21 protein-coding genes are annotated in these 25,539 nt (G+C 63.9%); 15 read left to right on the top strand and 6 right to left on the bottom strand.

Going from position 1 to position 25,539, the window contains the following annotated elements; translation table 11 throughout:
- Nucleotides 1-56: 56 nt before the first annotated feature.
- The 4 genes from purH (at nucleotide 57) to LIY36_RS10725 (ending at nucleotide 7,148) form a co-directional block, all read left to right on the top strand.
- Complete coding sequence (purH, locus tag LIY36_RS10740; RefSeq protein WP_192300194.1) at nucleotides 57-1,664, top strand: bifunctional phosphoribosylaminoimidazolecarboxamide formyltransferase/IMP cyclohydrolase; 1,608 nt, start codon at nucleotides 57-59, stop codon at nucleotides 1,662-1,664.
- A gap of 166 nt (nucleotides 1,665-1,830) precedes the next feature.
- A complete protein-coding gene (purD, locus tag LIY36_RS10735; RefSeq protein WP_226455668.1) occupies nucleotides 1,831-3,123 on the top strand; it encodes a phosphoribosylamine--glycine ligase in 1,293 nt (430 codons plus the stop codon).
- A 104-nt stretch (nucleotides 3,124-3,227) separates the two neighbouring features.
- Entirely contained in the window at nucleotides 3,228-5,999 is a 2,772-nt protein-coding gene (locus LIY36_RS10730; RefSeq protein WP_226455667.1) for a hybrid sensor histidine kinase/response regulator, read from the top strand.
- A 552-nt stretch (nucleotides 6,000-6,551) separates the two neighbouring features.
- Complete coding sequence (locus LIY36_RS10725; RefSeq protein ID WP_003171467.1) at nucleotides 6,552-7,148, top strand: MarC family protein; 597 nt, start codon at nucleotides 6,552-6,554, stop codon at nucleotides 7,146-7,148.
- Here the strand turns inward: LIY36_RS10725 and LIY36_RS10720 are convergent.
- From LIY36_RS10720 to cobG, 5 genes are all read right to left on the bottom strand, one after another.
- Nucleotides 7,145-7,927: a hypothetical protein gene (locus LIY36_RS10720; RefSeq protein WP_226455666.1), complete on the bottom strand. Its 783-nt coding sequence runs from the start codon at nucleotides 7,925-7,927 to the stop codon at nucleotides 7,145-7,147. The genes LIY36_RS10725 and LIY36_RS10720 overlap by 4 nt on opposite strands.
- A 226-nt stretch (nucleotides 7,928-8,153) precedes the next feature.
- The gene (gene cobJ, locus LIY36_RS10715; protein WP_226455665.1) at nucleotides 8,154-9,791 is read right to left on the bottom strand and encodes a precorrin-3B C(17)-methyltransferase; all 1,638 of its coding nucleotides are present in this window, start codon (nucleotides 9,789-9,791) and stop codon (nucleotides 8,154-8,156) included.
- On the bottom strand, nucleotides 9,791-10,522 hold the full coding sequence (locus LIY36_RS10710) for a precorrin-2 C(20)-methyltransferase (RefSeq protein ID WP_226455664.1): 732 nt from the start codon (nucleotides 10,520-10,522) through the stop codon (nucleotides 9,791-9,793). Before LIY36_RS10710 ends, cobJ begins: the two co-directional genes overlap by 1 nt.
- On the bottom strand, nucleotides 10,522-11,148 hold the full coding sequence (locus LIY36_RS10705) for a precorrin-8X methylmutase (RefSeq protein ID WP_226455663.1): 627 nt from the start codon (nucleotides 11,146-11,148) through the stop codon (nucleotides 10,522-10,524). Before LIY36_RS10705 ends, LIY36_RS10710 begins: the two co-directional genes overlap by 1 nt.
- A complete protein-coding gene (cobG, locus tag LIY36_RS10700; protein ID WP_226455662.1) occupies nucleotides 11,141-12,487 on the bottom strand; it encodes a precorrin-3B synthase in 1,347 nt (448 codons plus the stop codon). The genes LIY36_RS10705 and cobG overlap by 8 nt, the downstream gene beginning before the upstream one ends.
- Before the next feature lie 38 nt (nucleotides 12,488-12,525).
- Between cobG and cbiE the strand changes: the two genes are divergently transcribed.
- Nucleotides 12,526-13,731: a precorrin-6y C5,15-methyltransferase (decarboxylating) subunit CbiE gene (cbiE, locus tag LIY36_RS10695; protein WP_226455661.1), complete on the top strand. Its 1,206-nt coding sequence runs from the start codon at nucleotides 12,526-12,528 to the stop codon at nucleotides 13,729-13,731.
- The gene (locus LIY36_RS10690) at nucleotides 13,728-14,447 is read left to right on the top strand and encodes a cobalt-precorrin-6A reductase (protein WP_226455660.1); all 720 of its coding nucleotides are present in this window, start codon (nucleotides 13,728-13,730) and stop codon (nucleotides 14,445-14,447) included. Before cbiE ends, LIY36_RS10690 begins: the two co-directional genes overlap by 4 nt.
- A gap of 118 nt (nucleotides 14,448-14,565) precedes the next feature.
- On the opposite strand, the gene LIY36_RS10685 is transcribed toward LIY36_RS10690, so the two are convergent.
- Nucleotides 14,566-14,814, bottom strand: a complete 249-nt coding sequence (locus LIY36_RS10685) for a DUF6124 family protein (protein WP_226455659.1) — start codon at nucleotides 14,812-14,814, stop codon at nucleotides 14,566-14,568.
- Between the two features lie 590 nt (nucleotides 14,815-15,404).
- On the opposite strand from LIY36_RS10685, the gene LIY36_RS10680 reads away from it, so the two are divergent.
- The 9 genes from LIY36_RS10680 to LIY36_RS10640 all read left to right on the top strand — a co-directional run bounded on the left by LIY36_RS10680 (nucleotide 15,405) and on the right by LIY36_RS10640 (nucleotide 25,535).
- The gene (locus tag LIY36_RS10680; protein ID WP_226455658.1) at nucleotides 15,405-15,800 is read left to right on the top strand and encodes a DUF2946 domain-containing protein; all 396 of its coding nucleotides are present in this window, start codon (nucleotides 15,405-15,407) and stop codon (nucleotides 15,798-15,800) included.
- A gap of 46 nt (nucleotides 15,801-15,846) precedes the next feature.
- The gene (locus tag LIY36_RS10675; RefSeq protein WP_226455657.1) at nucleotides 15,847-16,329 is read left to right on the top strand and encodes a copper chaperone PCu(A)C; all 483 of its coding nucleotides are present in this window, start codon (nucleotides 15,847-15,849) and stop codon (nucleotides 16,327-16,329) included.
- An 11-nt stretch (nucleotides 16,330-16,340) separates the two neighbouring features.
- Complete coding sequence (locus LIY36_RS10670) at nucleotides 16,341-16,730, top strand: DUF2946 domain-containing protein (protein WP_226455656.1); 390 nt, start codon at nucleotides 16,341-16,343, stop codon at nucleotides 16,728-16,730.
- Nucleotides 16,731-16,823: 93 nt separating this feature from the next.
- Nucleotides 16,824-18,893: a TonB-dependent copper receptor gene (locus tag LIY36_RS10665; RefSeq protein ID WP_226455655.1), complete on the top strand. Its 2,070-nt coding sequence runs from the start codon at nucleotides 16,824-16,826 to the stop codon at nucleotides 18,891-18,893.
- Between the two features lie 126 nt (nucleotides 18,894-19,019).
- Nucleotides 19,020-20,402: a PepSY-associated TM helix domain-containing protein gene (locus LIY36_RS10660; protein ID WP_226455654.1), complete on the top strand. Its 1,383-nt coding sequence runs from the start codon at nucleotides 19,020-19,022 to the stop codon at nucleotides 20,400-20,402.
- 149 nt (nucleotides 20,403-20,551) lie between these two features.
- Complete coding sequence (locus LIY36_RS10655; RefSeq protein ID WP_226455653.1) at nucleotides 20,552-22,660, top strand: TonB-dependent receptor; 2,109 nt, start codon at nucleotides 20,552-20,554, stop codon at nucleotides 22,658-22,660.
- A gap of 141 nt (nucleotides 22,661-22,801) precedes the next feature.
- Nucleotides 22,802-23,584, top strand: coding sequence for an ABC transporter ATP-binding protein (locus tag LIY36_RS10650; protein WP_226455652.1), 783 nt, complete (start codon nucleotides 22,802-22,804; stop codon nucleotides 23,582-23,584).
- Nucleotides 23,581-24,528 (top strand): ABC transporter substrate-binding protein, encoded by a 948-nt coding sequence (locus LIY36_RS10645; protein ID WP_226455651.1) that lies wholly within the window; start codon nucleotides 23,581-23,583, stop codon nucleotides 24,526-24,528. The genes LIY36_RS10650 and LIY36_RS10645 overlap by 4 nt, the downstream gene beginning before the upstream one ends.
- On the top strand, nucleotides 24,525-25,535 hold the full coding sequence (locus LIY36_RS10640) for a FecCD family ABC transporter permease (RefSeq protein ID WP_226455650.1): 1,011 nt from the start codon (nucleotides 24,525-24,527) through the stop codon (nucleotides 25,533-25,535). The genes LIY36_RS10645 and LIY36_RS10640 overlap by 4 nt, the downstream gene beginning before the upstream one ends.
- Nucleotides 25,536-25,539: the final 4 nt, after the last annotated feature.

Here is a 25,539-nt window from a genome sequence, read left to right as displayed (position 1 = left end):
CGCGTAAAAAACGGTCGCCTTTTTTGCTGACTCCTTTGCTTTTGATGGAAATTGAAATGACCGACCAGACTACCCGCCTGCCGATCCGCCGCGCCTTGATCAGCGTTTCCGACAAGACCGGCATCCTCGAATTTGCCCGGGAGCTGGAAGCCCTGGGCGTGGAAATCCTCTCCACGGGCGGGACCTTCAAACTGCTGCAGGACAACGGCGTGGCCGCAGTAGAAGTTGCGGACTACACCGGTTTCGCAGAAATGATGGACGGTCGGGTCAAGACCCTGCACCCGAAAATCCACGGCGGCATCCTTGGCCGTCGCGGCACCGACGACGCCATCATGGCCGAGCACGGCATCAAGCCGATCGACCTGGTAGCCGTCAACCTGTACCCGTTCGAAGCCACCATCAACAAGCCAGGCTGCGACCTGCCGACCGCCATCGAAAACATCGATATCGGCGGCCCGACCATGGTGCGTTCGGCGGCCAAGAACCACAAAGACGTGGCCATCGTGGTCAACGCCAGCGACTACAGCCAAGTGCTCGAAAGCCTGAAAGCCGGTGGCCTGACCTACGCCCAGCGTTTCGACCTGATGCTCAAGGCATTCGAACACACGGCAGCCTACGACGGCATGATCGCCAACTACATGGGCACGGTTGACCAGGCCGCTGAAACCCTGTCGACCGAAGGCCGCAGCCAATTCCCGCGCACCTTCAACAGCCAGTTCATCAAGGCCCAGGAAATGCGCTACGGCGAGAACCCGCACCAGAGCGCGGCGTTCTACGTGGAAGCCAAGCCTGCCGAAGTCGGCATCGCCACCGCGACCCAGCTACAAGGCAAGGAACTGTCCTACAACAACGTGGCCGATACCGACGCCGCGCTGGAATGTGTGAAGAGCTTCGTCAAGCCCGCCTGCGTGATCGTCAAGCACGCCAACCCGTGCGGCGTAGCCGTGAGCCCGGACGCTGAAGGCGGTATCCGCCAGGCCTACGAACTGGCCTACGCCACCGACACCGAATCGGCATTTGGCGGCATCATCGCCTTCAACCGTGAACTGGATGCCGAGACCGCCAAGGCGATCGTCGAGCGTCAGTTCGTGGAAGTGATCATCGCCCCAAGCGTCAGCGATGAGGCCCGCGCCATCGTGGCGGCCAAAGCCAACGTGCGCCTGCTGGCCTGCGGCGAGTGGTCGGCTGACCGCGCTGCGGCCTGGGACTACAAGCGCGTCAACGGCGGCCTGCTGGTACAGAGCCGCGACATCGGCATGATCGGCAGCGACGACCTGAAAGTCGTGACCAAGCGCGCGCCAACCGAGCAAGAGATCAACGACCTGATCTTCGCCTGGAAAGTGGCCAAGTACGTCAAGTCCAACGCCATCGTCTACGCCAAGAACCGCCAGACCATCGGTGTCGGCGCCGGCCAGATGAGCCGCGTGAACTCGGCGCGTATCGCTGCGATCAAGGCTGAACACGCTGGTTTACAGGTGGTCGGTTCGGTGATGGCATCCGACGCGTTCTTCCCGTTCCGTGACGGCCTGGACAACGCCGCGAAAGCGGGCGTCACCGCCGTGATTCAACCCGGTGGCTCGATGCGCGATGCCGAAGTGATCGCTGCGGCTGATGAAGCTGGCATCGCCATGGTCTTTACCGGCATGCGCCACTTCCGTCACTGATCCAACTCGATAGAGATGTGAGAGCGGGCTTGTGTGGGAGCGGGCTTGCTCGCGAATGCGGTGTATCAGCTACATATCCTGCGACTGACACACTGCTTTCGCGAGCAAGCCCGCTCCCACATTTAAAGGCGCTTCTGCAGCGTCCACAGAATTTGAGGTTTTTGAAATGAATGTTTTGATCATTGGCAGCGGTGGCCGTGAACACGCCCTGGCCTGGAAAGTAGCCCAGGACCCACGCGTCCAGAAGGTTTTCGTCGCCCCCGGCAACGCCGGCACCGCCATTGAAGCCAAGTGCGAAAACGTCGCTATCGACGTGCTGGCCCTTGAGCAACTGGCCGATTTTGCTGAAAAGAACGTGTCCCTGACCATCGTTGGTCCGGAAGTCCCTCTGGTTGCCGGCGTCGTGGACCTGTTCCGCAGCCGTGGCCTGGACTGCTTCGGCCCTACCGCCGGTGCAGCCCAGCTGGAAGGCTCCAAGGCGTTCACCAAGGACTTCCTGGCACGCCACAAGATCCCGACCGCCGACTACCAGAACTTCACCGAGATCGAGCCGGCCCTGGCTTACCTGCGTGAAAAAGGCGCACCGATCGTGATCAAGGCCGACGGCCTGGCCGCCGGTAAAGGCGTGATCGTCGCCATGACCCTGCAAGAAGCCGAAGACGCCGTGCGCGACATGCTCGCCGGCAACGCGTTCGGCGACGCCGGTTCCCGCGTGGTGATCGAAGAGTTCCTCGACGGCGAAGAAGCCAGCTTCATCGTGATGGTCGACGGCAAGAACGTGCTGCCGATGGCCACCAGCCAGGACCACAAGCGCGTCGGCGACGGCGACAGCGGCCCGAACACCGGCGGCATGGGTGCTTACTCCCCGGCCCCGGTGGTGACCGCCGACGTGCACCAGCGCGTGATGGACCTGGTCATCTGGCCAACCGTGCGCGGCATGGCCGCCGAAGGCAACGTGTACACCGGCTTCCTGTATGCCGGCCTGATGATCGACAAGGCCGGCAACCCGAAAGTCATCGAGTTCAACTGCCGCTTTGGCGACCCGGAAACCCAACCAGTGATGCTGCGCCTGCAGTCGAGCCTGGTGTTGCTGGTAGAAGCCGCCCTCGCCCAGGCCCTGGACAAGGTTGAAGCACAGTGGGACCCACGCCCAAGCGTCGGTGTCGTACTGGCCGCCGGCGGTTACCCTGCCGACTACGCCAAGGGCGATGTGATTGAAGGTCTGGACGCAGCTGCTACGCTGGAGGGCAAGGTGTTTCATGCGGGCACCGCGCTCAAGGATGGCAAGGTTGTAACCGCAGGTGGCCGCGTGCTGTGTGCCACCGCAATGGGTGCCAGTGTCGACGCCGCGCAACAACAGGCGTACAAGCTGGCCGCGAAGATCGACTGGAAAGGCTGCTTCTACCGCAAGGACATCGGCTATCGCGCGATTGCCCGTGAACGTGGCGAGAGCAACTGAGTCGTAGCTATCCGTTCGGTTAGGCAAGGGCCCGCGGCCCTTGCCGTACACATGTCGCCCCGCGCATAGTTAACCCGTGCATCAACCTACGAAGGGATTTCGCCGTGCGCTGGCTCAGGATCGCCATAGGTTTCACAGTCAGTCTGCTGACACTGCTCTGCTTGTTCCCGGCCCAGGCCGCGGCGCAAGGCAGTGGTTGGGCAGTATTGCTTGATGAACAGGCCGACCTGCAACTGAGCGACATCCGTTCAGCCCGCTACACCAATCAATTCAGCCCCATCGAACTCGACCGGATCACGGCTGCGCCGCCCGACGGTGCGTTGTGGGTACGCTTCAAGCTGCAACCCGGCGCGCACGAACAAGTGCTGCGGGTGTTTGCCCCGGACCTGTCCCACCTGAGCCTCTACGTACTGGACGGCGACACCCTGGTGGAACAACAGAGCACCGGTACGCGCCAGCCCCAGGCCGAGCGCCCACTGCCCAGCAGCGATTTCATGCTGGCGATGCCCCAGAGCCAGAAAACCCTCGATGTGTACCTGCGCATGGTCTCGGAACACGAGCTGCGCCCGTACATCACCCTGGAGGCGGCCGTCCTCGTCGCCGCCAACCAGACCCAGACGCTGATCTACGGCCTGTTGTTCGGCTGCCTGCTGATGCTGATCCTGCACAACCTCACGCGCTTTGCCTACCACCGCTCGCGCAGCAGCCTGTGGCTGGCCGCCTGCGAAGTGCTGTTGATGCTGAGCCTGGCGTTGCTGCTCAATGTGGTCGGCCCCTGGCTGCCAAACTGGCACGCGATCCAGACACCTGGCGCCTACCTCGCCCTGCTGCTCACCGCGCCGTGCGGGCTGATGTTTGCCTACCGCTTCTTCATGCCGCTGGGCCCGCACCCGCTGAACAAGCTGCTGATGGCCGACATCCTGTTTATCGTGCTGTGCGGCCTGCTGCTGTTATTCGTCAACACCCTGCCACTGAACATCATCACCTACGCCCTGGTCGCCCTCGCCGGGCTGAGCATGCTGTTTGTCTCGGCCTATCACTGGCAGAAAGGCTACCGCCCGGCGCGCCTGTTCGTGGCGGCGATGGTGGTATTCAACACGGGTACGCTGATCATCCTGCCCGCCCTGCTCGGCCTCACGCTGCTGGCGCCGCAAGGCTTGATCATCACCCTGCTCGCCTTTATCTGCATCAGCGGCTTGTTGATGAGCCTTGCGCTGGGTGAACGCCAGCGCGCCATTGTCGAAACCCGCTTCAGCCTCAGCCGCGACCTTGCTGCGAGCAACGCCGAAATCGCGGCCAAGGCCGAGTTCCTGGCGAAGATCAGCCACGAAATCCGTACCCCCATGAACGGCGTGCTGGGCATGACCGAGCTGTTGCTGGGCACGCCGTTGTCGGTGAAACAGCGGGACTACGTACAGACCATCCACAGCGCCGGCAACGAACTGCTCACGCTGATCAACGAGATCCTCGACATCTCCAAGCTCGAATCCGGGCAGATCGAACTGGACGACGTGCAGTTCGACCTCAACGCATTGATCGACGACTGCCTGAGCATCTTCCGCGCCAAGGCCGAACAACAGAACGTCGAGCTGATCAGCTTTATCCAGCCTCAGGTGCCACGCGTCATCAGTGGCGACCCGACCCGCCTGCGCCAGGCGCTGTTGAGCCTGCTGGAAAACGCCCTGCAAAAGACCGATGAAGGCGAAGTGCTGATCGTCGTCGCCCTCGATGAACGCAGCACCAAGCCGCGCCTGCGCATCGCCGTGCAAGACAGCGGCCTGCCGATGGAAGCGGCCGAACGCGACGCGCTGCTGCATAGCGAACTGCACAGCAAGAATTTCCTCTCGGCCACCCGCTTGAGCGGCCACCTGGGCCTGGTCATCGCCCGCCAACTGATCCTGTTGATGAACGGCGAGTTCGGCATCAAGAGCGGCAGCCACCAGGGCAGCACCCTGTGGCTGACCCTGCCGCTGGACCCGGAACGCCTGGAACACCCGACGTCCGACCTCGACGGCCCGCTCAAGGGCGCGCGCGTTCTAGTGGTGGACGACAACGACACCTGCCGCAAAGTGCTGGTGCAGCAATGCACGGCCTGGGGCCTCAACGTCAGCGCCGTACCTTCGGGCAAGGAAGCCCTGGCGCTGCTGCGCACCAAGGCGCACCTGCGCGACTACTTCGACGTGGTCCTGCTGGACCAGAACATGCCCGGCATGACCGGCATGCAACTGGCGGCGAAGATCAAGGAAGACCCGAGCCTGAACCACGACATCCTGCTGATCATGCTCACCGGCATCAGCAATGCGCCGAGCAAAATCATCGCGCGCAATTGCGGGATCAAGCGCATCCTCGCCAAGCCAGTGGCGGGCTACACCCTCAAGACCACCCTGGCCGACGAACTGACCCAACGCAGCAAAGGCACCGTGCAATCACGCCCGACGCCAAGTGCACCGGCCGCCGTGACCGTGCCCGCCGACTTCCGCATCCTGGTGGCCGAAGACAACAGCATCTCCACCAAAGTGATCCGCGGCATGCTCGGCAAACTCAACCTCAACCCGGACACCGCCAGCAACGGCGAAGAAGCCCTGGAAGCGATGAAAGCCCAGCGTTATGACTTGGTGTTGATGGACTGCGAAATGCCGATCCTCGATGGCTTCTCGGCGACCCAGCAACTGCGCGCATGGGAAGTCAGCCACCAGCGCATCCGCACGCCGGTGGTGGCGCTGACCGCACACATCCTCTCCGAACACAAAGAGCGCGCGCGCCAGGCCGGGATGGACGGGCACATGGCCAAACCGGTGGAACTGTCGCAGTTGCGCGAGCTGGTGGAGTACTGGGTTGCACAGCGCCAGCAACGCCCAGAACACGCCCCCTCCTGACCTGCAATGCAGTTCCCCTGTGGGAGACCCCATGGTGGAGGGGCAACATCTTCACCAGCAGTACCGCCGCCTTCGCAGCCTCGCTAAAGCTCGACAACTCCCACAGGGGATTGGCAGTGTCTGGGCGATCTCCAGCCGAACACTCACTACCCATCAACACCAATCACCTGTGGGAGCGGGCTTGCCCGCGAATGCGGTGGTTCAGCCAACACCTCTGCCAACAGTACCGCCGCCTTCGCAGCCTCGCTAAAGCTCGACAACTCCCACAGGGAGTTGGCAGTGTCTGGGGGATCTCCAGCCGAACACTCACTACCCATCAACACCAATCACCTGTGGGAGCGGGCTTGCCCGCGAATGCGGTGGTTCAACCAACACCTCTGCCAACAGTACCGCCGCCTTCGCAGCCTCGCTAAAGCTCGACAACTCCCACAGGGGATTGGCAGTGTCTGGGCGATCTCCAGCCGAGCGCTGACAGCCCAGCAAGCCCGCTCCCACATTTGATCTCTGGCGCCTGATAGACTCGACACACTTCTCTCATCGCGAGCCACTCACATGCTCCACGTGTTATTCAGCGTCTACCTGAAAATGCTGGTGCTCTACAGCCCCTTCTTCGTGCTGTCCTGCTTTATCAGCCTGACCCGTGGTTACTCCAGCAAGGAGCGCCGACGCCTGGCGTGGAAGGTCGCGCTGGCGACCCTGGTGTCGAGCGTGTTGCTCTACCTGTTCGGCCGTGTGATTTTCAGTGTGTTCGGGATCACCGTGGATGCGTTCCGCATCGGCGCCGGCAGTGTGCTGTTCATCTCGGCCCTGGGCATGGCCCAAGGCAAGTCGGCGGTGCAGACCGACAACGTGCAGCAGGACGTCACCATCGTGCCGCTGACCATTCCCCTGACCGTCGGCCCCGGCACCATCGGTGCGCTGCTGGTAATGGGCGTCAGCCAGCCGCACTGGGACGACAAACTCACCGCCATCCTCAGCATCGCCCTGGCCAGCCTCACGGTGGGCGTGGTGCTCTACCTGTCCAACCGCATCGAACGGATTCTGGGCGACCAGGGTTTGCAGATTGTCAGCCGCTTGATGGGCCTGTTCGTCTGCGCCCTGGCCGCGCAAATCATCTTTACCGGGGTACGCGGCTACCTGGTGCCTTAGATCCGGTACTTGGCGATTGCCAGCTGCACCTTGTCACCCGCGCTCTCGCGCATCAGTTGGATGGTTTTTTCGTTGACCACCGAGGTATTCAGCACCAGGCACGTCTGCCCGCTGAAGGCCTCGAACGAGGAACTGTCCCACTCCAGGAACGGTAGGCCGACCTGCTTGCTCACGCCGAGGGTGCTGTAGGTCACCAGCACCATCGTCACTTCGCCATCGGTTTGCGCACAGGAGGCCAGGCCGAAATCCCCCCCTTGCTGCATGGTGCTGTTGCGCTTGAACAGCTCGAACGACGCTGGCGCCTGTTTCAAGGCCTCCAGCGCATCCGCCGCCAACTTAGGCAACGCCGCGAAAGCCGGCCCGACCAGTGACGTCGAGGCCAACATCGCCGCGATCATATTCAATGCCGCCAGTTGCACCGTCAGGCCCTTGCCGCTGCTGGAAACCCGCTCAAAGCTGCTACGCAACGGTAGCCAGCCCAGGCTGATCATCACCTTGATAAATTCGTCGTACCAGCCCTCGGTGCCGCGCTGGACCTTCAACACATCGCTGACGTAACTGCTGGCCAGCAAATAGCTTTTGCGGATGTACTCACGATTCAACGCCGACATGCCCTCGACGAACGAAATCACGCCGTTGTTCACCACCGCCGCATTGCAGTCATCCGCCATATCCACCGGCAGCGCGGCATTCAATCCCGAAGCCCCCGGCAGCTTGTAGGCGGCGATCAATTTACGCCTCTTGGTACTGTTGATCCTTCTTTTTTGATGTCGCTCCATTTCCAGTTCTCCACAAGCACCCCACATGGGGCTTACCTGCACACTAGTCCAGCGGCTGGCGGGCTTGCCAGGCGACAAACATGCCTTGGCCGGGCGTGTCAGCCCCCAGCGTCCAGCAACCGCGCGGGCCTTGCGGATTTCAGCACGCAAAAAAAGAAAAAGCCCCGGACAACCGCAGGTAAATCCCTGGGTCATTCGGAGCTTTCGGGCAGCCACGAGGCTGTTTTCAGGAGAGGGGTTTTTCGCCGTACCAGCGTGGCGTGTACACCCACTCACCACCACCGGCGCGCGGGAACGCGCAGGTGGTGGACGAGCCGATCAACACCATGGTGCGCATGTCCACTTGCTCGGGCGTGAGCTGCCCCAGGGTGGTGACGCGCAAGGTCTGGCCCGGTCGACCGATGTCGCGGCCCAGCACCACCGGGGTTTGCGGCGTGCGGTGCAGCGCGACGATTTGCAGGGCACGCCCCAGTTGCCACGGCCGCGAGCGCGAGATCGGGTTGTAGAACGCCAGGGCAAGATCGGCCTGGGACGCGAGGTCCAGGCGCTTTTCGATGATTGCCCAAGGCTTGAGGTTGTCCGACAGCGACATCACGCAGAAGTCGTGCCCCAACGGCGCACCCGCCTGGGCGGCGGTGGCCAGCGAAGCCGAGACGCCCGGCAGGATCTGCAGGTCGACCTGATGCCACGCCGGATCGCTGGACTCGTGCAGCGCCTCGATCACCGCCGCCGCCATGGCGAACACGCCCGGGTCGCCGGACGACACCACCACCACCGAACGGCCTTGCGCGGCCAGCTCGAACGCGTGGCGCGCGCGCTGCATTTCTTCGCGGTTATCGGTGCAGTGCTGCACCTGGTCGTCACGGAACGGCCCGGCCATGCGCACGTAGGTTTCGTAACCCAGCACATCGGTGCAGCGTGCCAATTCGGCCTTCACCGCCGGCACCATCAATTCGGCCGCGCCAGGCCCCAGGCCGATCACGGCCAGACGCCCGCGCACACGCCCTACCTGGGACAGGTCCAACGGCTGCTCGGCAACGGTGATCACGATGTCGGCGTCCTGGCTGACGCAGGCAAAACGCAGCGGCACCCCCAGTGTCGCCGCGGCTTCATGCAACGACGCCTCGGCCATCTGCGTATCACTGGCCAACAGGCACGCCAGGGATTGCACGGCGATGCCCGCCTCACGCAACGCCGTGCGCACACGCTCGGCCAGTTGCGCGCCGGGCTTGCAGGTCACGCTGACGTTCTTCGGATAGATCAGCAGTTCGTTGGCCGCAGGCGGGCGCTCGGCACTGCCCACGTGAATCGCCAACTGCGCCTGCTGGTCCTGGCGCAGGTTGGCTTGATCCAACCACGGCGCCGCGCCTTCGATGCGCACGCTTGCGCCCGCCAGCAGGTCCGAGACAAAGCGCTTGCCCAGCTCCAGGTCGGCCAGCTCATAACCACTTGGAGGATTGAGCAGGCAGGTGCCGAAACGCAACTCGCCGCTGGTAGTGATCGCCGCAGCCACGTTCAACGCTGCCGCGATGTCCCGCGCCATGACGTTCACACCGCCCAGGCCACCGAGCAGCGGCACCACGGCGCTGCCGTCTTCGGCCACGGCCAGCACGGCGGGCTCTTCGCCTTTTTCCAGCAGCAGCGGCGCCAGGGTGCGGATCACGATACCGGCGGCACACAGCGCAATCAGCGGCGTGCCTTGTTGGTACAAGTGCCGCAGGGTCGCGCCGAACTCGCTGTAGGTCTGGTCCGCGCCTTCAACCCGTGCGGCCAAGCCGTGGATCAATGCGCCCGGGTAAACCTGCTGAATCTTGCGCGCAGTGGCCAGGCTGCCCTGGCCCAGAATGACAATCGCCGGCGTCATCAACCTTGCCACCGTTCACCGGGCACGATGATCAGTGAAAAGTACGGCGACGACGACGGATCCACCTGATCCAGCGCCACGATCTTCTGATTCGCCATGGTGGCGCGTTCCACATACAACGCGCGCCCGGCCAGGCCGAGCTCTTCCAGCACCTGGCGCACCTTGGGGAAGTTGCGGCCCAGCTTCATGATCACCGCCGCGTCGGCATCGGCCAGGCGGCGCTTGAGATCGTCATGGGGCAACACGCCGGAAAGCACCGACAGGCTCTGGTTGCGATACACCAGCGGCGCGCCCAGCACCGAGGCGCCACCGAGCATCGAGCACACGCCAGGAATCACTTGCGCTTCATAACGTTCGGCCAGGCGGTCGTGCAGGTACATGTAGGAGCCATAGAAGAACGGATCGCCTTCACAGATCACCGCCACATCGCGGCCGGCGTCCAGGTGCGCGGCCACATCGACACTGGCCGCGTCGTAGAAATCGCTGATCACTTGCTCGTATGACATCGGCGCCGGCAAGGCTTCGGTGGTCACCGGGTACACCAGCGGCATCAGGGTCTGCTGCGCCACCAAGTGATCCTCGATGATGCCGAACGCGTTGCCCTTCTTGCCCTTGGCCACGAAGTACGCCACCACCGGCGACTCACGCAGCAGGCGCAGGGCCTTGAGGGTGATCAGTTCCGGGTCGCCGGGGCCTACGCCCAGGCCGATCAACCGTCCGCGAGCCTGCATTATTCGACCTCCGTGGCCAGGGCATTCACCGCGGCGGCAGCCATGGCACTGCCGCCCAGGCGGCCCTGCATGATCACGAACGGCACGCCACGGCTATCGGCGGCGAGCATCGCCTTGGATTCGGCGGCGCCGACAAAGCCCACCGGGAAGCCGAGGATCAGTGCCGGTTTCGGTGCGCCGGCATCCAGCATTTCCAGCAGGTAGAACAACGCGGTCGGCGCGTTGCCGATCACCACCACGCTGCCTTCCAGGTGCGGGCGCCACAGTTCCAGCGCCGCAGCGGAACGCGTGTTGCCCAGCTCCCGCGCCAGCTCCGGCACACTGTCGTCGCGCAAGGTGCAGATCACCGCGTTGTTGGCCGGCAGGCGCGTACGGGTCACGCCTTCGGAGACCATCCGCGCATCGCACAGAATCGGCGCGCCGGCCGCCAGCGCATCGCGCCCGGCCTTGCCCGCACCTTCGGAGAATTGCAGGCCGTCGATGGCGTCGACCATGCCGCAGGCATGAATCACCCGCACCGCGAGTTTTTCCAGGTCGGCCGGGATGCGCTCCAACTTGGCTTCCGCGCGAATAATGGCGAAGGAGTTGCGATAGATCTCCTGACCGTCGCGGATGTAATCAATCATCGGTGTTGCTCCGTGGGCGGGCGCGCAGCAAGGCACCCGTCGCTTCAATAGAAAGGGCGTGCGCGTGCAGCCGGCCGAAACCCGGGTGGGCTGCATCGCGAAAATAGAGGTCGTAGTGGCCGGGGCTTACCGCCAGCAAGGTCACCGGCGCGATGTGCGCGGCGGCGCAGGAACGCGGGCAGCCGGACAAGTGCACACCGTGCCCCGGGTCCAGGGCGGCGAGTCGCACGGCGTCGGCCTTGGTATCGGCCAGGGCCTTGGCGCAACCGCTGGAGCCGGTGCAGGCGGTCATGTGCGCCAGGGGCTGGTCGACTGAGCAGAGGAAGCCCAGTTGCGCCAGGCGTTCGGTCACGGCATGGGGTTTTTCGACGCCGGGCAGCAGCACGCCTTGCCAAGGGGTGAAGCGCAAGGTGCCGTCGCCGTGCTCGCTGGCCAGTTGCGCGACGCCTTTGAGCATCGTCGAATCCAGGCGCCCCAAGGGCGCGATGGCAGCGACATAGAACTGATTTTTTTGCACCTGTGGATAAGTCCCCAGGTGCAATAACGCGCCGCTGGGCGGGCGTTTGAAGCCATCCGCTGGCAGCAGCGGCAGGCTGAGGTGGCTCAATAACTTATCCACAGCCAGATGGCGCATGCGGGTTTGCGCCGGGGTCGCCAGGTCGAGAAAGGCTTCCAGCACCGCCACCACCAGCGCATGGCCCTGCTCCAGCGGCACGGCGGCCACCGGCGCATCGAGCCCCGGGCAACCGGCCAGGCCGAACGCGAGGAGCGTCTGGCCATCGCGCACGAACGCCGACAGCCACAGGTCATGATGATGTTCGAGCATCGCCAGGTCCTCGCCGCCATCCAGTTGCACGGCGAACTTGGCCGACAACTCGTGGAAACGCGGGTGGCTTTGCAGGGTGTTCAGGATCTGCCCGGCCAGCGGGCGCGTGTCGAACAGCATCTGCGGGTCGATCCCGGCGCTGGGGCTGAGCATCAGGTTGCGCACGTCGTCGCCAGCGGCGTTGTTGGGGCCGAGGTCGGCGGCCAACAGCATCGCGATCAAGGCCCCCTCTTCGGTGCCGATCCCGCGGATCTGCAGGTTGGCGCGATTGGTCGCCTCGATCACCCCGCCTGCATAGGTCTGGGCGGCTTCCGCCACCGCATGGGCCTGGGCGGCGGTGATCGAACCGCCGGCCAGTTTGATCCGGCAAATACCGCCATCCAACGCCTGGACGATACGCAGCAACCCCGGACAAGCCGAGGGGCGCAAGGTATTCACAGCGGGCGTTGGTTTCACGGGGCTTCCGGTTGACGGGTAAAGGCGCGGTATTATGCCTGCTTTGTCCGGCAGCATGAAAAGCCTGCCCGTCGGATGTCGCTCAAGGAATTTTTATGTCGCCCTGGCTGACGGTTGTAGGCATCGGTGAAGACGGCTTCAAGGGGCTGGGCAGGAATGCCCGGCATGCCCTGTTGCACGCTTCGCGGATTATAGGCGGCCAACGCCAGTTGGACCTGTTGCCGGTGTGTATTCGTGGTGCGCGCGAGGTGTGGCCGAGCCCGTTTTCCCTGGAGCCGGTACTGGCCCGGCGCGGTACGCCGGTGTGCGTGCTGGCCAGCGGTGATCCGATGCTCTATGGCGTTGGCGCGAGCCTGGCACGGCAGGTGGCGGCGGATGAACTGCTGATCCTGCCGGCGCCGTCGTCGGTGTCCCTGGCCGCAGCGCGGTTGGGCTGGCCGTTGCAAGAGGTGGTGACGCTGTCCGTGGTGGCCCGGCCGTTGGCGGCACTGCATGCCCATCTGGCCAGTGGCGTGCGGTTGTTGGTGTTGAGCAATGACGGCAGTAGCCCGGCGTTGATCGCCGCTTTATTGGCCGAGTCGGGATTCGGACCGAGCCGTGTGAGCGTGTTTGAACACTTGGGCGGCGCGGGTGAGCGGCGTCTCGATGGGTTGGCTGCGGATTGGCAACATACTGGAATCGCCGATTTGAACCTGGTTGCCATCGAGTGCGTGGCCTCTGGCGAAACACCCCGCCTGTCACGCTTGGCAGGCCTGCCGGATTCGGCGTTCAAACACGACGGCCAACTGACCAAGCGCGATGTGCGCGCCATGACCCTGGCCCGCCTCGCACCGATGCCCGGCGAACTGCTGTGGGACGTGGGCGCGGGCAGCGGTTCCATTGGGATTGAATGGATGCGCACCCATCCCAGCTGCCGAGCCCTGGCGATTGAAGCCGACGAGGGCCGCCAAGGCCTGATCGAACACAACCGCGACGCCCTCGGCGTGCCCGGCCTGCAACTGATCCGCGGCAAGGCCCCGGACGCGCTGCACGGCCTGCAAGCGCCGGATGCAATCTTCATCGGCGGCGGCGTCACCCGCGACGGCGTGCTCGACACCTGCTGGCAACACCTGCGGCCGGGCGGGCGCTTGGTCGCCAACGCCGTGACCCTGCAAAGCGAAATGACCTTGATGGACTGGCGCGCCCGGCATGGCGGCGAACTGACGCGCATCCACGTGGCCCAGGCGCAGCCGCTCGGGGACTTTGATACGTGGCGACAGGCGTTACCGATCACCTTGCTGGACGTGGTCAAGCCACGATGAAACGCATCCTGCTGCTGGGCGGCGTGACCGAAGCCCTGGCCATTGCCCGCACATTGGGCCCGGAACATATCTACAGCCTGGCCGGCGTTGGGCGGGTGCCGACCGATCTGACCTGCCAAGTGCGGGTCGGTGGGTATGGCGGCGCCGAGGGCTTGGCGCGGTTTGTCCGGGATGAGGGCATTAGCCTGATTCTCGACGCAACCCACCCGTATGCCGCACAGATCAGCCGCAATGCTGCCGAGGCGGCGCAGTTGAGCGGCGTACCATGCTGGGCCTTGCGCCGCCCGGCGTGGCAGCCGCAGGCGGGGGATGATTGGCGGGAGGTCAGCGATTGGGCCGCCTTGATAGAAGCGTTGAAACCGTTCAAACGCCCGCTGTTCACCTTGGGACGCGAGCCGTTGCAGCACCTTGATGAGATCCCGCCGGACCAGTTCTGGACACTGCGCGCACTGGATGTACACCCGGGCAATGAGCGCTGTGAAGTGATCGGCGCACGCGGGCCGTTTCTGATTGAGGATGAGCGGGTGTTGTTCGAGCGGCGTGGGATTGATGTGCTGATCAGCAAGAACAGCGGCAGCACGGCGACGGAGCCGAAGCTGGAAGTGGCAAGGGAGCTTGGGGTGCCGGTGTTGGTGTTGAAGCGGCCGGTGTTGGCGGCGGTGGATCGAGAATTCACCACCGTGCCTGCGCTACTCCAGGCAATCACCACGCTCTAACCACCATAAATCCCCTGTGGGAGCGGGCTTGCCCGCGATAGCGTCCTGTCAGCCAACTCATCTGTAACTGATGCACCGCAATCGCGGGCAAGCCCGCTCCCACATTTGGGCGGTATTGTCAGGCAGCAGTTGTCGCTGGGCCGCAGCCCTTGTGCACACGATCAGCCAGCAACTGCGCCAGCTCAATCAATTGCGCAACGCCGAGCAACTCCTCTCGTTTCGAGCCTTCCAGGTTAAATGCCAGATCGCAGCTCAGCGCATTGGCTGAGGCGAGGGTTTCGCCGAGGTTGACCAACAGGTCTTCGGTGCTGATGCCGTCGGCAACGGTGAAGAGCCGAACGGGGGGATTGGGGGTGGGTTTGATCATTGAGAAGCTCCGGAGAAGTCAAAAGGAGCTGCCACTGATCGCCGCGACGCGATGGGGGTGGCAGCTGTACGCAGGTTCGCGGACCGATCCTCCAGAACACCGGCATACCCGAAGGTATCCCGCGCACAGCCGCCATAGCGCCGCACAGTAGACGATAAAAAAACGCCAACTGAAAGGAGACAATGACGCTTCAACGTTTGGAGAAATCCGGGCCGCGACGCCCGACCGCTGCGTTTGCAGCGGTGTACGGAGACTAGGGATTGAGTTTCCTAGGGGCAACCTTAAAGGCTTGTCGGATATTTCAGTCGAATGACTCCATATTCGAGCCGAACACAATCCAAAATGTGGGAGCGGGCTTGCTCGCGAAGACGGTGTGTCAGTCACCCCATGTATTGGCTGACACTGCGCTTTCGCGAGCAAGCCCGCTCCCACATTTAGCACCGCATTGCCCTTGATATCGGCAACCTATCCGTTCCCGTCTATCCTCAACCATTGACTGTGCGACACCAAACCACACCACCCTTTTTTACTTATCCCCTACGATCAGGCTAAATACCCGCCTGATCGTTTAACCCTACGGATTGTCCGCCATGGCCCGTCAACGCTTTGCAATCGTCTGGATCGCCTGCTTTGCAGTGCTGTTCAACGCCTTTGCCATGCCGCTGGCCAGCGCGATGCAACAGTCCAAGGACCCGGCGCAGCAATTGCTGTGGGGCAGTTTCTGTTCCTCCAATGGCGCCAGTCTCAAGACCATCGCCCTGGGCAAGCTGGAGATTCCGGCGCCGCAGCAGGACGATCATTCCACCATGCAGCATTGCTGGTGCTGCTCGGGCTCGGCGCCGTTGGTGGCGTTGCCGGGGCATGTGCCGCAGTTGTACCTCACCCAATTCAACACCTCACAAAGCTTGCCGCCGCCCCGGCTGCAAGGCCCGACCCCGCGCCAGCAATGGCCAAGCCTCAACCCCCGCGCCTCTCCAACGGTCTGATGTCTTCGCAAGTGAACTGCGTTTAGAACCGTTCTGGAGAACTGCCATGCTCAAATCTTCCATGCTTCTGGCCGCGTTGTTGCTGCCGGTGTTCAGTGCTGCCAATGCCGATGACTACAAAACCGGCGACCTCGTGGTCAGCGACCCCTGGTCCCAGGAGTTGCCGCCGAATGCGCCCACCGTCGCGGCGTACTTTGTGATTCATAACACCGGGGAAACGCCGGACCGCCTGCTCAGTGTCGAGACGCCGGTAGCCGACAAAGCCGAGCTGCACGAGCACGTCATGCAGGGCGACCTGATGAAGATGCAGCAAGTGCCCACCGTCGCCGTCCCGGCCAAGGGCGACCTGACCTTCGCGCCCATGGCGTATCACGTGATGCTGCTGGGCCTCAAAGACCGCAGCCTGCTGGCCAACGGCAAGCACTTCCCACTGACCCTGACCTTCGAAAAAGCCGGCAAGGTCGAGGTGCAAGTGTCGGTGCAGAAGATGCCGCCGATGGCCGGCCACGAGCATAAACACGCCCAATAGGCCAACACTCGATGGGCGTCCCCCGCGCCAGGTTGTCCCCACCGTCGCGTGTGAAACGCGGCAGTTGGATCAGCCTGTTCGCCATGCTGATGATCTTTATCGGTCCGCTGATTTCCCAAGCGATGCCGATGGATCATCACGCCGGTATGTCGATGGACATGCCGATGGACCACGGCGCCGCCCATCACCCCAAGGCGCCTGACGAACACCACGCCCTCTGGTCCAAGTGCGGCTACTGCGACCTGCTCTACAGTTGCCCCGCCCTGCCCGGTGGCGTCTCGACATTCACCCTGAACACCCCACCACCGGCCCACGCCCTCACCCCCGCCACGCGCCTGGGCCATGCCCGGCAGAGCATCTTCCCCGGCGCCCGCAGCCGGGCGCCGCCCATCATCTCGTAGGCACTTCACAGCGTTACTTCACCCCGGCCGACTCTAGACAGACAGCCGCAGGCTGCTGGCCGTGTTGTTTACGATTGATTGATGGAATTTGTCATGTCCAGGTTTACTGCTGACTCCCGTTTGGGATGTACCCCCGTGCTCGCTGCCCTGTGCGGCGCGCTGCTCGCCCCCCATGCCCTGGCCGATGAACATGCCGAGCATGAACTGAGCCCCACGGTGATCACCGCAATCGCCCCCAGCTCACCGCTGACCGTAATCACCAACCCCAAGGACCCGCGCCAACCAGTGCCCGCCAGCGATGGCGGCGACTACCTCAAGACCATCCCCGGCTTCGCCCTGGTGCGCAACGGCGGCACCAACGGCGACCCGGTGCTGCGCGGCATGTTCGGCTCGCGCCTGAACATCCTCACCAACGGCAGCATGATGCTCGGCGCCTGCCCCGGCCGCATGGACGCGCCGACCTCGTACATTTCGCCGGAAACCTACGACAAGCTCACCGTGATCAAAGGCCCGCAAACCGTGCTCTGGGGCCCGGGCGCGTCCGCCGGCACGATCCTGTTCGAACGAGAGCCTGAGCAGTTCGGCGAACTGGGCACGCGCCTCAACGCCAGCGTGCTGGCCGGTTCCAACGGGCGCTTCGACAAGGTCATCGATGCCGCCGCCGGTGGCCCGCTGGGCTACGTGCGCGTGATCGGCAACCAGGCCCACGCCGACGACTACAAGGACGGCAACAACGACACCGTGGCCTCGCGCTACGACAAGTGGAACGGCGACGTCGCCGTCGGCTTCACCCCCGACGCCGATACCCTGCTGGAACTCACTGCCGGGCGCGGCGATGGCGAAGCACGCTACGCCGGACGTGGCATGGACGGCTCGCAATTCCTGCGCGAAAGCCTCGGGCTGCGCTTTGAAAAATCCAACCTCGGCGAGGTGCTGGACAAGGTCGAGGCCCAGGTCTACTACAACTACGCCGACCATGTGATGGACAACTACAGCCTGCGCACACCGTCAGGCACCGGCATGATGGCCGGGCCGATGGCGTCCAACGTCGACCGCCGCACCCTCGGCGCACGCATCAAGGCCACCTGGCGCTGGGCCGATGTGCAGTTGATCAGCGGCCTGGATGCGCAGACCAACGAACACCGCCAACGCAGCAGCATGGGCGTCGACACCTACAAGGAGCTGCCGCGAAACAAGGACGCCAACTTCCATAACTACGGCGTGTTCGGCGAACTGACCTGGTACGCCGCCGACCGCGAACGCCTGATCAGCGGCGCGCGCCTGGATCGCGCCTCGGCCAAGGATTTCCGCCAGCGCACCGGCTCCGGCATGAGCGCCCGCCCCAACCCGACCGCCGACGACACCCGTGCCGACACCCTGCCCTCCGGTTTCGTGCGCTACGAGCATGATCTGGCCGACAGCCCCACCACCCTCTACACGGGCCTGGGCCATTCGGAGCGTTTCCCGGATTACTGGGAGCTGTTCTCGCCGAACACCGGCGCGGTCGGCTCGGTGAACGCCTTCGACGGCGTGAAGCCAGAAAAGACCACCCAACTCGATTTCGGCGCGCAATACAAAAGCGCCGACCTCGAAGCCTGGGCCTCGGGCTACATCGGCCGCGTGCAGGACTTCATCCTGTTCGACTACAAGCCCGGGATGATGGGCACCACCTCCCAGGCGCGTAACGTCGACGCACGCATCATGGGCGGCGAACTGGGCGCCGCGTACAAGCTGACGCGCAACTGGAAAACCGACGCCACCCTCGCCTACGCCTGGGGCAAGAACAGCAGCGACGGCAAGGCCCTGCCGCAAATGCCACCGCTGGACGCCCGCCTGGGCCTCACCTACAGCGAAGACGACTGGAGCGCCGGCGCCTTGTGGCGCGTGGTCGCGGCGCAAAACCGCATCGACCAGAACAAGGGCAACGTGGTCGGCAAGGACTACGACAAGAGCGGCGGTTTTGGCGTGTTCTCGCTGAACGCGGCGTACCGCATCAACAAAAACTTCAAGGTCAGCACCGGCGTCGACAACCTGTTCGGCAAGGCTTATGCCGAGCATCTGAACCTGGCCGGCAACGCCGGGTTCGGCTACCCGGCCAATGATCCGCAGGCCATCAAGGAGCCCGGTCGCACCCTGTGGACCAAGGTCGACATGAGCTTCTAAAAGCTTCGCGGGCAAGCCCGCTCCCACAGTTTGGAATGTGTTCACAAATCTGAATGTGGGAGCTGGCTTGCCTGCGATGGCGGCCTAACCAACAAAAAAATTCCAAGCCTTTGCGGAGCATCCCTGATGAGCACCCCCAAAATCTCTTTCTACAACCTGGCCTGGCGCTGGCACTTCTACGCCGGCCTGTTTGTCGCGCCGTTCATGGTGCTGCTGGCCCTGACCGGCATCATCTACCTGTTCAAGCCCCAGCTCGACCCGCTGATGTACGGCCACTTGCTCACGGTCCCGGTCGCCGAACACCGTCTGAGCGCCGACGAACAACTGCAACGCGCCAAGGCTGCCTATCCCAAGGCCGCCATCAGCAAATACCTGCCCCCGGCCGACGCCACCAGCAGCGCACAATTCGTGATGCACAACGACGGCCGTGAAGTGACGGTGTTTGTCGACCCGTATCGCGGCACAGTCCTCGGCGAGCAAGACGCCAAATACAATCTGCAAGCCATCGCCCGTGCCCTGCACGGCGAACTGATGATCGGCACCGTCGGCGACCGCCTGGTGGAGCTCGCCGCCGGTTGGGGGGTGATGCTGGTGGTGTCCGGCGTGTACCTGTGGTGGCCGCGCGGCAAGTCGTCGGCCGGTGTGTTGTGGCCGCGTTTCAACACGCGCGGTCGCGTATTTTGGCGCGACCTGCACGCCGTCACCGGTTTCTGGGGCGCGTCACTGTTGCTGGTGATGCTGCTCAGCGGCATGACCTGGACCGGCTTCTGGGGCAAGCAATACGCCGACCTGTGGAACACCTTCCCGGCGGCGATGTGGAACGCCGTGCCGCAGTCCGACCAGCAGGCCCGCGTGCTCAATACCGCGACGCAACAGACCGTGCCATGGGCCCTGGAAAACACGCCGATGCCGATCTCCGGCGACCACGCCGAACACATGAACCACGGCGCCATGCACGCCGCTCCTGCCGCCCCCACGTTGCGCCTGCAACAGGTGGTGGACCTTGCCGCCGCACGCAAAGTCGAACCCGGCTACAGCATCACCTTCCCCACCACCGCCGAAGGCGTGTTTACCGTCGCGGTGTTCGCCAACGACCCGCGCAACGACGCCACCCTGCACGTGGACCAGTACACCGGCAAGGTCCTCGCCGATGTGCGCTGGGAGCACTACAGCACGGTCGCGCGCGCCACCGAGACTGGCGTGATGCTGCACGAAGGCAAGATGTTCGGCTGGGTCAACCAACTGATCGTGCTGCTGATCTGCCTGATGATCCTGCTCAGCGCCGTCAGTGGCGTGGTGATCTGGTGGAAGCGCAAACCCCAGGGCAAGCTCGGTGTGCCGCCACTGCGTCACGACCTGCCAAAGTGGAAAACCGCGATGGTGATCATGCTCGGCCTGGCGATCATTTTTCCGCTGGTGGGCGCGTCGCTGATCGCCGTGTGGGTCCTGGATCGCCTGATCTTCTCACGCTTTTTTGGCCAACATGAGCCCGTCTCAGGTTCGTCATGAGCCCGGTGAGATGCCCGTTGCAGAGCACTTCTGTAGCCTTGCGCGACTTTTGCCGCGCAGCGAATAAGTGTTAACTTATAACACTTGTTGCGTTATCGTTGCTCGCCGCCACACGCGGCGAGCATCCCTCGAAGAAGACTGAACACCCCATGAACAAGTACCTAGCGTCCGGCCTGTGCCTGCTCGCCCTGCACACCCATGCCCAGGCCCTGACCCTGCCCGCCAGCGCTGTCAACGCACCCGCCGTGGACGACGAACATGTCGACCTCAAGACCCCGACCACCGCCGGCTCGCGCCTGAACCTCAGTGCCCTGCAAACCCCCGGCAGCGTCGAAAGCCAGACCGGCGCGCAGATCCGCGCGCGCGGCGACGCCAGCGTGCAAGACGCGATTTCCCGCGCCACCGGCATCAGCCGCACCGGCGCGCCGGGTGACGGCGGCACCTCGTTGGCGGCCCGAGGCTTCAGCGGCCAGGGGTCGGTGATGCAGCTCTATGACGGCAACCGCATGTACATGGGCATGGGCACCTCGACCTTCCCGGTGGATACCTGGGCGGTGGAACGCGTCGACGTGCTGCGCGGCCCGGCCTCGGTGCTGTATGGCGAAGGCGCCACGGGTGCGGTGATCAACACCGTGCCGAAAAAGCCGTTTGAAGGCGCGATCGAAAACCACATCCGCCTCGGCTACGGTTCCTATGACCGCCAGCAACAAGCCCTCGACAGCGGCGGCTCGCTGAGCGACACCCTGAGCTATCGCCTCAACCTCAATCGCCTGCGCAGCAACGGTTTCATCGATCGTGGCGATTCCTCAAGCGACTTCATCAGCGGCGCCCTGCGCTGGCAGGCGGCCGACAACCTGAGCTTCACGTTGGCCAGCGACTACGGCGACCAACGCCCGCAGAACTACTTCGGCACGCCGCTGATCAACGGCCAATTGCACAAGGGCCTGCGCGACAAGAACTACAACGTGCGCAACGACGAGCAGCATTACAACGACCAGTGGACGCGCCTGACCAGCGAGTGGCAGATCAACGACAGCGTCAGCGCCACCAACGAATTGTTCTACCTGAAAAACCAGCGCCGCTGGCAGAACGCCGAGAACTACAACTTCACTAACGGCCAGCTCACCCGCAGTGGCAACTACGGCATCAAGCACAACCAGGAACAGGTCGGTGACCGCCAGACCTTCACCTTCAAGCACACCCTGTTCGGCCTCGACAGCCAGACCGTGACCGGCATCGAATACAACCGCATCCGCTTCCGCCTGGCCAGCAACTCGCCGTTCACCGACAGCTTCACCGATGGCCAACCCATCGATGTGAATCATCCGGCACCCGGTCAGTTTGCAAGCAACAGCGCGTTCCTGCCGCTGTTCGCCACCACCACCAAAACCGTCGCCGGCTTCGCCGAAAACCGCCTGCAACTCACCGACAAGCTGGCGCTGGTCACCGGTATCCGCCGCGACTACGCCCACGTCGACCGCGATGATCTGCGCGATGGCAGCCAGGCCGACAAAACCCTCACCGGCAACAACTGGAAGGCCGGCCTGGTCTACGCGATCACCCCGGACACCTCGGTCTACGGCCAGCAAGCCACCAGCACCGACGGCGTCGGCGGGCTGATTTCCCTGAGCCCCGGCCAGCAGCAGTTCGACCTCTCCACCGCCAAGCAGACCGAGATCGGCATCAAGCAAGCCTTCTGGGACCAGCGCGGTGAGTGGACCCTGGCCGCGTATCACATCGTCAAAAAGAAACTGCTCACCGACGTGCCCGGCAACCCGGACCTCAAGCAGCAAGTCGGCCAGCAATCCTCCCGTGGCCTGGAGGCCAGCCTCGACCTGCAACTGCCGGATGCCTGGCAGCTGCAAGCCAACGCGGCCATCGTCCACGCGCAGTACGACGACTTCAAACAGGCCGTCGACGGTGTGCAAGTCTCCCGCGACGGCAACCGTCCGGTAGACGTGCCGCGCCGCACCGCCAACCTGTGGCTGAGCAAGGCCGTGACCGACGACATCCGCGCCGGCGCCGGCGTGCGTTATGTGGATGCGCGGTATGCCGACATGGCCAACCAAAATGAGCTACCGAGCTATACCGTGGTGGATGCGACGGTTTCGTGGAAGGCCATGCGCAATACCACGTTGGGGCTGCAGTTGAATAACCTGTTTGATCGCACCTATGCGGTCAGCCAATACAATGACGGGCAACAGTGGCTCCTCGGTGAGCCGCGCTCGTTCTTCGTGACGGCGGACTACACCTTCTAACCGAGACACCACAGGTCAAAAAGTGTGGGAGCGGGCTTGCTCGCGAATGCGGTGGGTCAGTAACAGATGTATTGACTGACACACCGCATTCGCGAGCAAGCCCGCTCCCACATTTGGACCGGTTTTAACTTGAGAGACTTGATGACTTCACTCAGCCTCACCGACCTTACCTGGTCCCCCGCAGGCCACTGCCATCACCAGTTCCACCTGCGTGACGCCAGCCTGCAGATCGGTGCGGGGGAGTTCGTCGGCCTGATCGGCCCCAACGGCAGCGGCAAGACCAGCCTGTTGCGCTGCGCCTATCGTTTCACCAGGCCCGCACGCGGCGACGTGCTGCTCGACCACCAGAACGTGTGGAAGCAAAGCGCCAAATGGTGCGCCCAGCGCATCGCCGTGGTGCTGCAGGAGTTCCCCGACGCCTTCGGCTTGCGCGTGGATGAAGTGGTCGCCATGGGCCGCACGCCCCACAAAGGCCTGTTCGATGGCGACACGTTGCACGACCGGCAACTTGTTCGCAGCGCGCTGGAGTCAGTGGGCATGCTCGGCTTCGAAGACCACGGGTTCGCCACCCTCTCCGGCGGCGAAAAACAACGTGTGATCCTGGCCCGCGCCCTGGCCCAGCAGCCGCAACTGCTGATCCTCGACGAGCCCACCAACCACCTCGACCCACGCTATCAGCTGGAGTTGCTGCGTCGGGTCAAGCGCTTGAACATCGGCACCCTGGCGAGCATCCACGACCTCAACCTGGCCGCCGCGTTCTGTGATCGCCTGTACGTGATCAACCACGGCCGCATCGTCGCCAGCGGCACGCCCCATGAAGTGCTGACCGCCGAACTGCTGCGCGAAGTGTTCGGCGTCGAAGCACTGATCGACACCCACCCCCTGTCCGGCTACCCCCGAATCACCTGGATAACCCAACCATGATCCTGCGCGCGCTCCTAGCCTTCGCCTTGTCTCTCGCGGCAGCCCCCGCGTTCGCCGACGCCACCCACTACCCGGTCACCGTGAAAAGCTGCAACCGCGACGTGACCTTCCAGCAAGCCCCCAAGCACGCCGTCAGCCATGACATCAACATGACCCAGATGATGCTCGCCCTCGGCCTCAAGCCGCGCATGGCCGGCTACAGCGGAGTGACCGGCTGGAAGTCGGTCACCCCCGAAATGGCCTCGCTCCTCGACGGCCTGCCAGAGCTGGCGAGCAAATACCCGTCGGTGGAAACCCTGCTCAACGCCAGCGTGGACTTCTTCTTTGCCGGCTGGGACTACGGCATGCGCGTGGGCGGCGACCTCACGCCGAGCAGCCTGCAACCCCTGGGCATCAACGTGTACGAACTGACCGAATCCTGCGCCTTCGTGATGAAGCGCCCGGCCGCGACCCTCGACGACACCTATAACGACCTGCGCAACCTGGGCCGGATCTTCGACGTGCAGGACCGCGCCAACACCCTGATCGCGCAGATGCAGGCCCAGGTCGATGAGGTGCAACAAGACCTGCCCGAAGACAAGCCGCGGGTGTTCCTCTACGACAGCGGCGAAGACCGTGCCATGACCTCCGGGCGCCTGGGCATGCCCCAGGCGCTGATCGACGCGGCCGGCGGGCGCAACATCCTCGATGACGTCGACGCCAGCTGGACCCGCGTCAACTGGGAGACCGTGGTGGAACGCAACCCGCAGGTGATCGTGATCGTCGACTACAGCGAAACCACCGCCGCGCAGAAGCAGCAGTTCCTGCTCAACAACCCGGCGCTGCAAGCGGTGGACGCGATCAAGAACCAGCGCTTTATCGTGATCCCGTACGTGCAGGCCACGCCGGGGATCGACAACGTGCTGGCGGTGGAAACCCTGGCCAAGGGGTTCCACGGCGAATGACCTCCCGTCGCTACGCCTTGCTGCTGGTCGCCCTCGCGGCGCTGTTGCTGGTCTCGTGCGTGATCTCCCTGGGCTTTGGTCCGGCGCGGGTGCCGGTGGACGTGGTGTGGCGGATCATGCTGTACAAGGCTTTGGGCATCGGCGAGGTGAATTGGCCGGCGGGGCAGGAACATATTGTCTGGCTGATCCGCGTACCGCGCATGCTGCTGGGGGCATTGGTCGGCGCCGGTTTGGCGTTGATCGGCGCGGTGTTGCAGGCGGTTACGCGCAACCCGCTGGCCGACCCGCACCTGCTCGGCGTGACCTCCGGCGCGACGTTGGGCGCGGTGATCGTGGTACTGCATGTGGGCGAAATCATCGGCCTGCTGACCCTGCCCATCGCCGCGTTTATCGGCGCCATGCTGAGCATGCTGGTGGTGCTGGCGGTGGCCAGCCGCAATGGGCGGCTGGAGAGTGATCGCCTGCTGCTGTGCGGGGTGGCGGTGTCGTTCGTGATGATGGCGGCAGCCAACCTGTTGTTGTTCATGGGCGACCACCGCGCGGCCTCGGCGGTGATGTTCTGGATGCTCGGCGGCCTCGGCCTGGCGCGTTGGGAACTGCTGGCGATCCCGTGCGCCACGGTGCTGCTGGGTCTGCTGGTATTGCTGGGCATGGCCCGCCCGCTGAACGCATTGATGGCCGGCGAACAGACCGCCGTGACCCTGGGCCTGAACGCCCGCACGGTGCGCTTGAAGGTGTTCCTGGTAGCCTCGCTGATGACCGGCGTGCTGGTGTCCATCAGTGGCTCCATTGGCTTTGTCGGGCTGATGGTGCCGCATATCGCAAGGCGTCTCGTCGGTGCCGAGCATCGCCGGTTGTTGCCCACGTGCGCGCTGCTCGGCAGCCTGTTCCTGGTGTGGGTCGACGTGGCGGCACGCACCCTGATCGCCCCCGAAGACCTGCCCATCGGCGTAGCCACGGCGGCGATTGGCGGGGTGTTTTTTATTGGCTTGATGCGCAAACGCTGAACCC

It is taken from the genome of Pseudomonas sp. AF03-9, from assembly GCF_020515815.1.
In the GTDB taxonomy this organism is placed as follows: Bacteria; Pseudomonadota; Gammaproteobacteria; order Pseudomonadales; family Pseudomonadaceae; genus Aquipseudomonas.
The sequence above is the reverse complement of the archived record's forward strand: the minus strand, read 5'-3'. Positions and strand labels throughout refer to the sequence as shown.

What these genes read in the sequence shown, in the direction of transcription:
- purH (WP_192300194.1), top strand. Translation starts at nt 57, where the DNA reads ATGACCGACCAGACTACCCGCCTGCCGATCCGCCGCGCCTTGATCAGC.
- purD (WP_226455668.1), top strand. Translation starts at nt 1,831, where the DNA reads ATGAATGTTTTGATCATTGGCAGCGGTGGCCGTGAACACGCCCTGGCC.
- LIY36_RS10725 (WP_003171467.1), top strand. Translation starts at nt 6,552, where the DNA reads ATGCTCCACGTGTTATTCAGCGTCTACCTGAAAATGCTGGTGCTCTAC.
- LIY36_RS10720 (WP_226455666.1), bottom strand. Translation starts at nt 7,927, where the DNA reads ATGGAGCGACATCAAAAAAGAAGGATCAACAGTACCAAGAGGCGTAAA.
- cobJ (WP_226455665.1), bottom strand. Translation starts at nt 9,791, where the DNA reads ATGACGCCGGCGATTGTCATTCTGGGCCAGGGCAGCCTGGCCACTGCG.
- LIY36_RS10710 (WP_226455664.1), bottom strand. Translation starts at nt 10,522, where the DNA reads ATGCAGGCTCGCGGACGGTTGATCGGCCTGGGCGTAGGCCCCGGCGAC.
- LIY36_RS10705 (WP_226455663.1), bottom strand. Translation starts at nt 11,148, where the DNA reads ATGATTGATTACATCCGCGACGGTCAGGAGATCTATCGCAACTCCTTC.
- cobG (WP_226455662.1), bottom strand. Translation starts at nt 12,487, where the DNA reads ATGCTGCCGGACAAAGCAGGCATAATACCGCGCCTTTACCCGTCAACC.
- cbiE (WP_226455661.1), top strand. Translation starts at nt 12,526, where the DNA reads ATGTCGCCCTGGCTGACGGTTGTAGGCATCGGTGAAGACGGCTTCAAG.
- LIY36_RS10690 (WP_226455660.1), top strand. Translation starts at nt 13,728, where the DNA reads ATGAAACGCATCCTGCTGCTGGGCGGCGTGACCGAAGCCCTGGCCATT.
- LIY36_RS10685 (WP_226455659.1), bottom strand. Translation starts at nt 14,814, where the DNA reads ATGATCAAACCCACCCCCAATCCCCCCGTTCGGCTCTTCACCGTTGCC.
- LIY36_RS10680 (WP_226455658.1), top strand. Translation starts at nt 15,405, where the DNA reads ATGGCCCGTCAACGCTTTGCAATCGTCTGGATCGCCTGCTTTGCAGTG.
- LIY36_RS10675 (WP_226455657.1), top strand. Translation starts at nt 15,847, where the DNA reads ATGCTCAAATCTTCCATGCTTCTGGCCGCGTTGTTGCTGCCGGTGTTC.
- LIY36_RS10670 (WP_226455656.1), top strand. Translation starts at nt 16,341, where the DNA reads ATGGGCGTCCCCCGCGCCAGGTTGTCCCCACCGTCGCGTGTGAAACGC.
- LIY36_RS10665 (WP_226455655.1), top strand. Translation starts at nt 16,824, where the DNA reads ATGTCCAGGTTTACTGCTGACTCCCGTTTGGGATGTACCCCCGTGCTC.
- LIY36_RS10660 (WP_226455654.1), top strand. Translation starts at nt 19,020, where the DNA reads ATGAGCACCCCCAAAATCTCTTTCTACAACCTGGCCTGGCGCTGGCAC.
- LIY36_RS10655 (WP_226455653.1), top strand. Translation starts at nt 20,552, where the DNA reads ATGAACAAGTACCTAGCGTCCGGCCTGTGCCTGCTCGCCCTGCACACC.
- LIY36_RS10650 (WP_226455652.1), top strand. Translation starts at nt 22,802, where the DNA reads ATGACTTCACTCAGCCTCACCGACCTTACCTGGTCCCCCGCAGGCCAC.
- LIY36_RS10645 (WP_226455651.1), top strand. Translation starts at nt 23,581, where the DNA reads ATGATCCTGCGCGCGCTCCTAGCCTTCGCCTTGTCTCTCGCGGCAGCC.
- LIY36_RS10640 (WP_226455650.1), top strand. Translation starts at nt 24,525, where the DNA reads ATGACCTCCCGTCGCTACGCCTTGCTGCTGGTCGCCCTCGCGGCGCTG.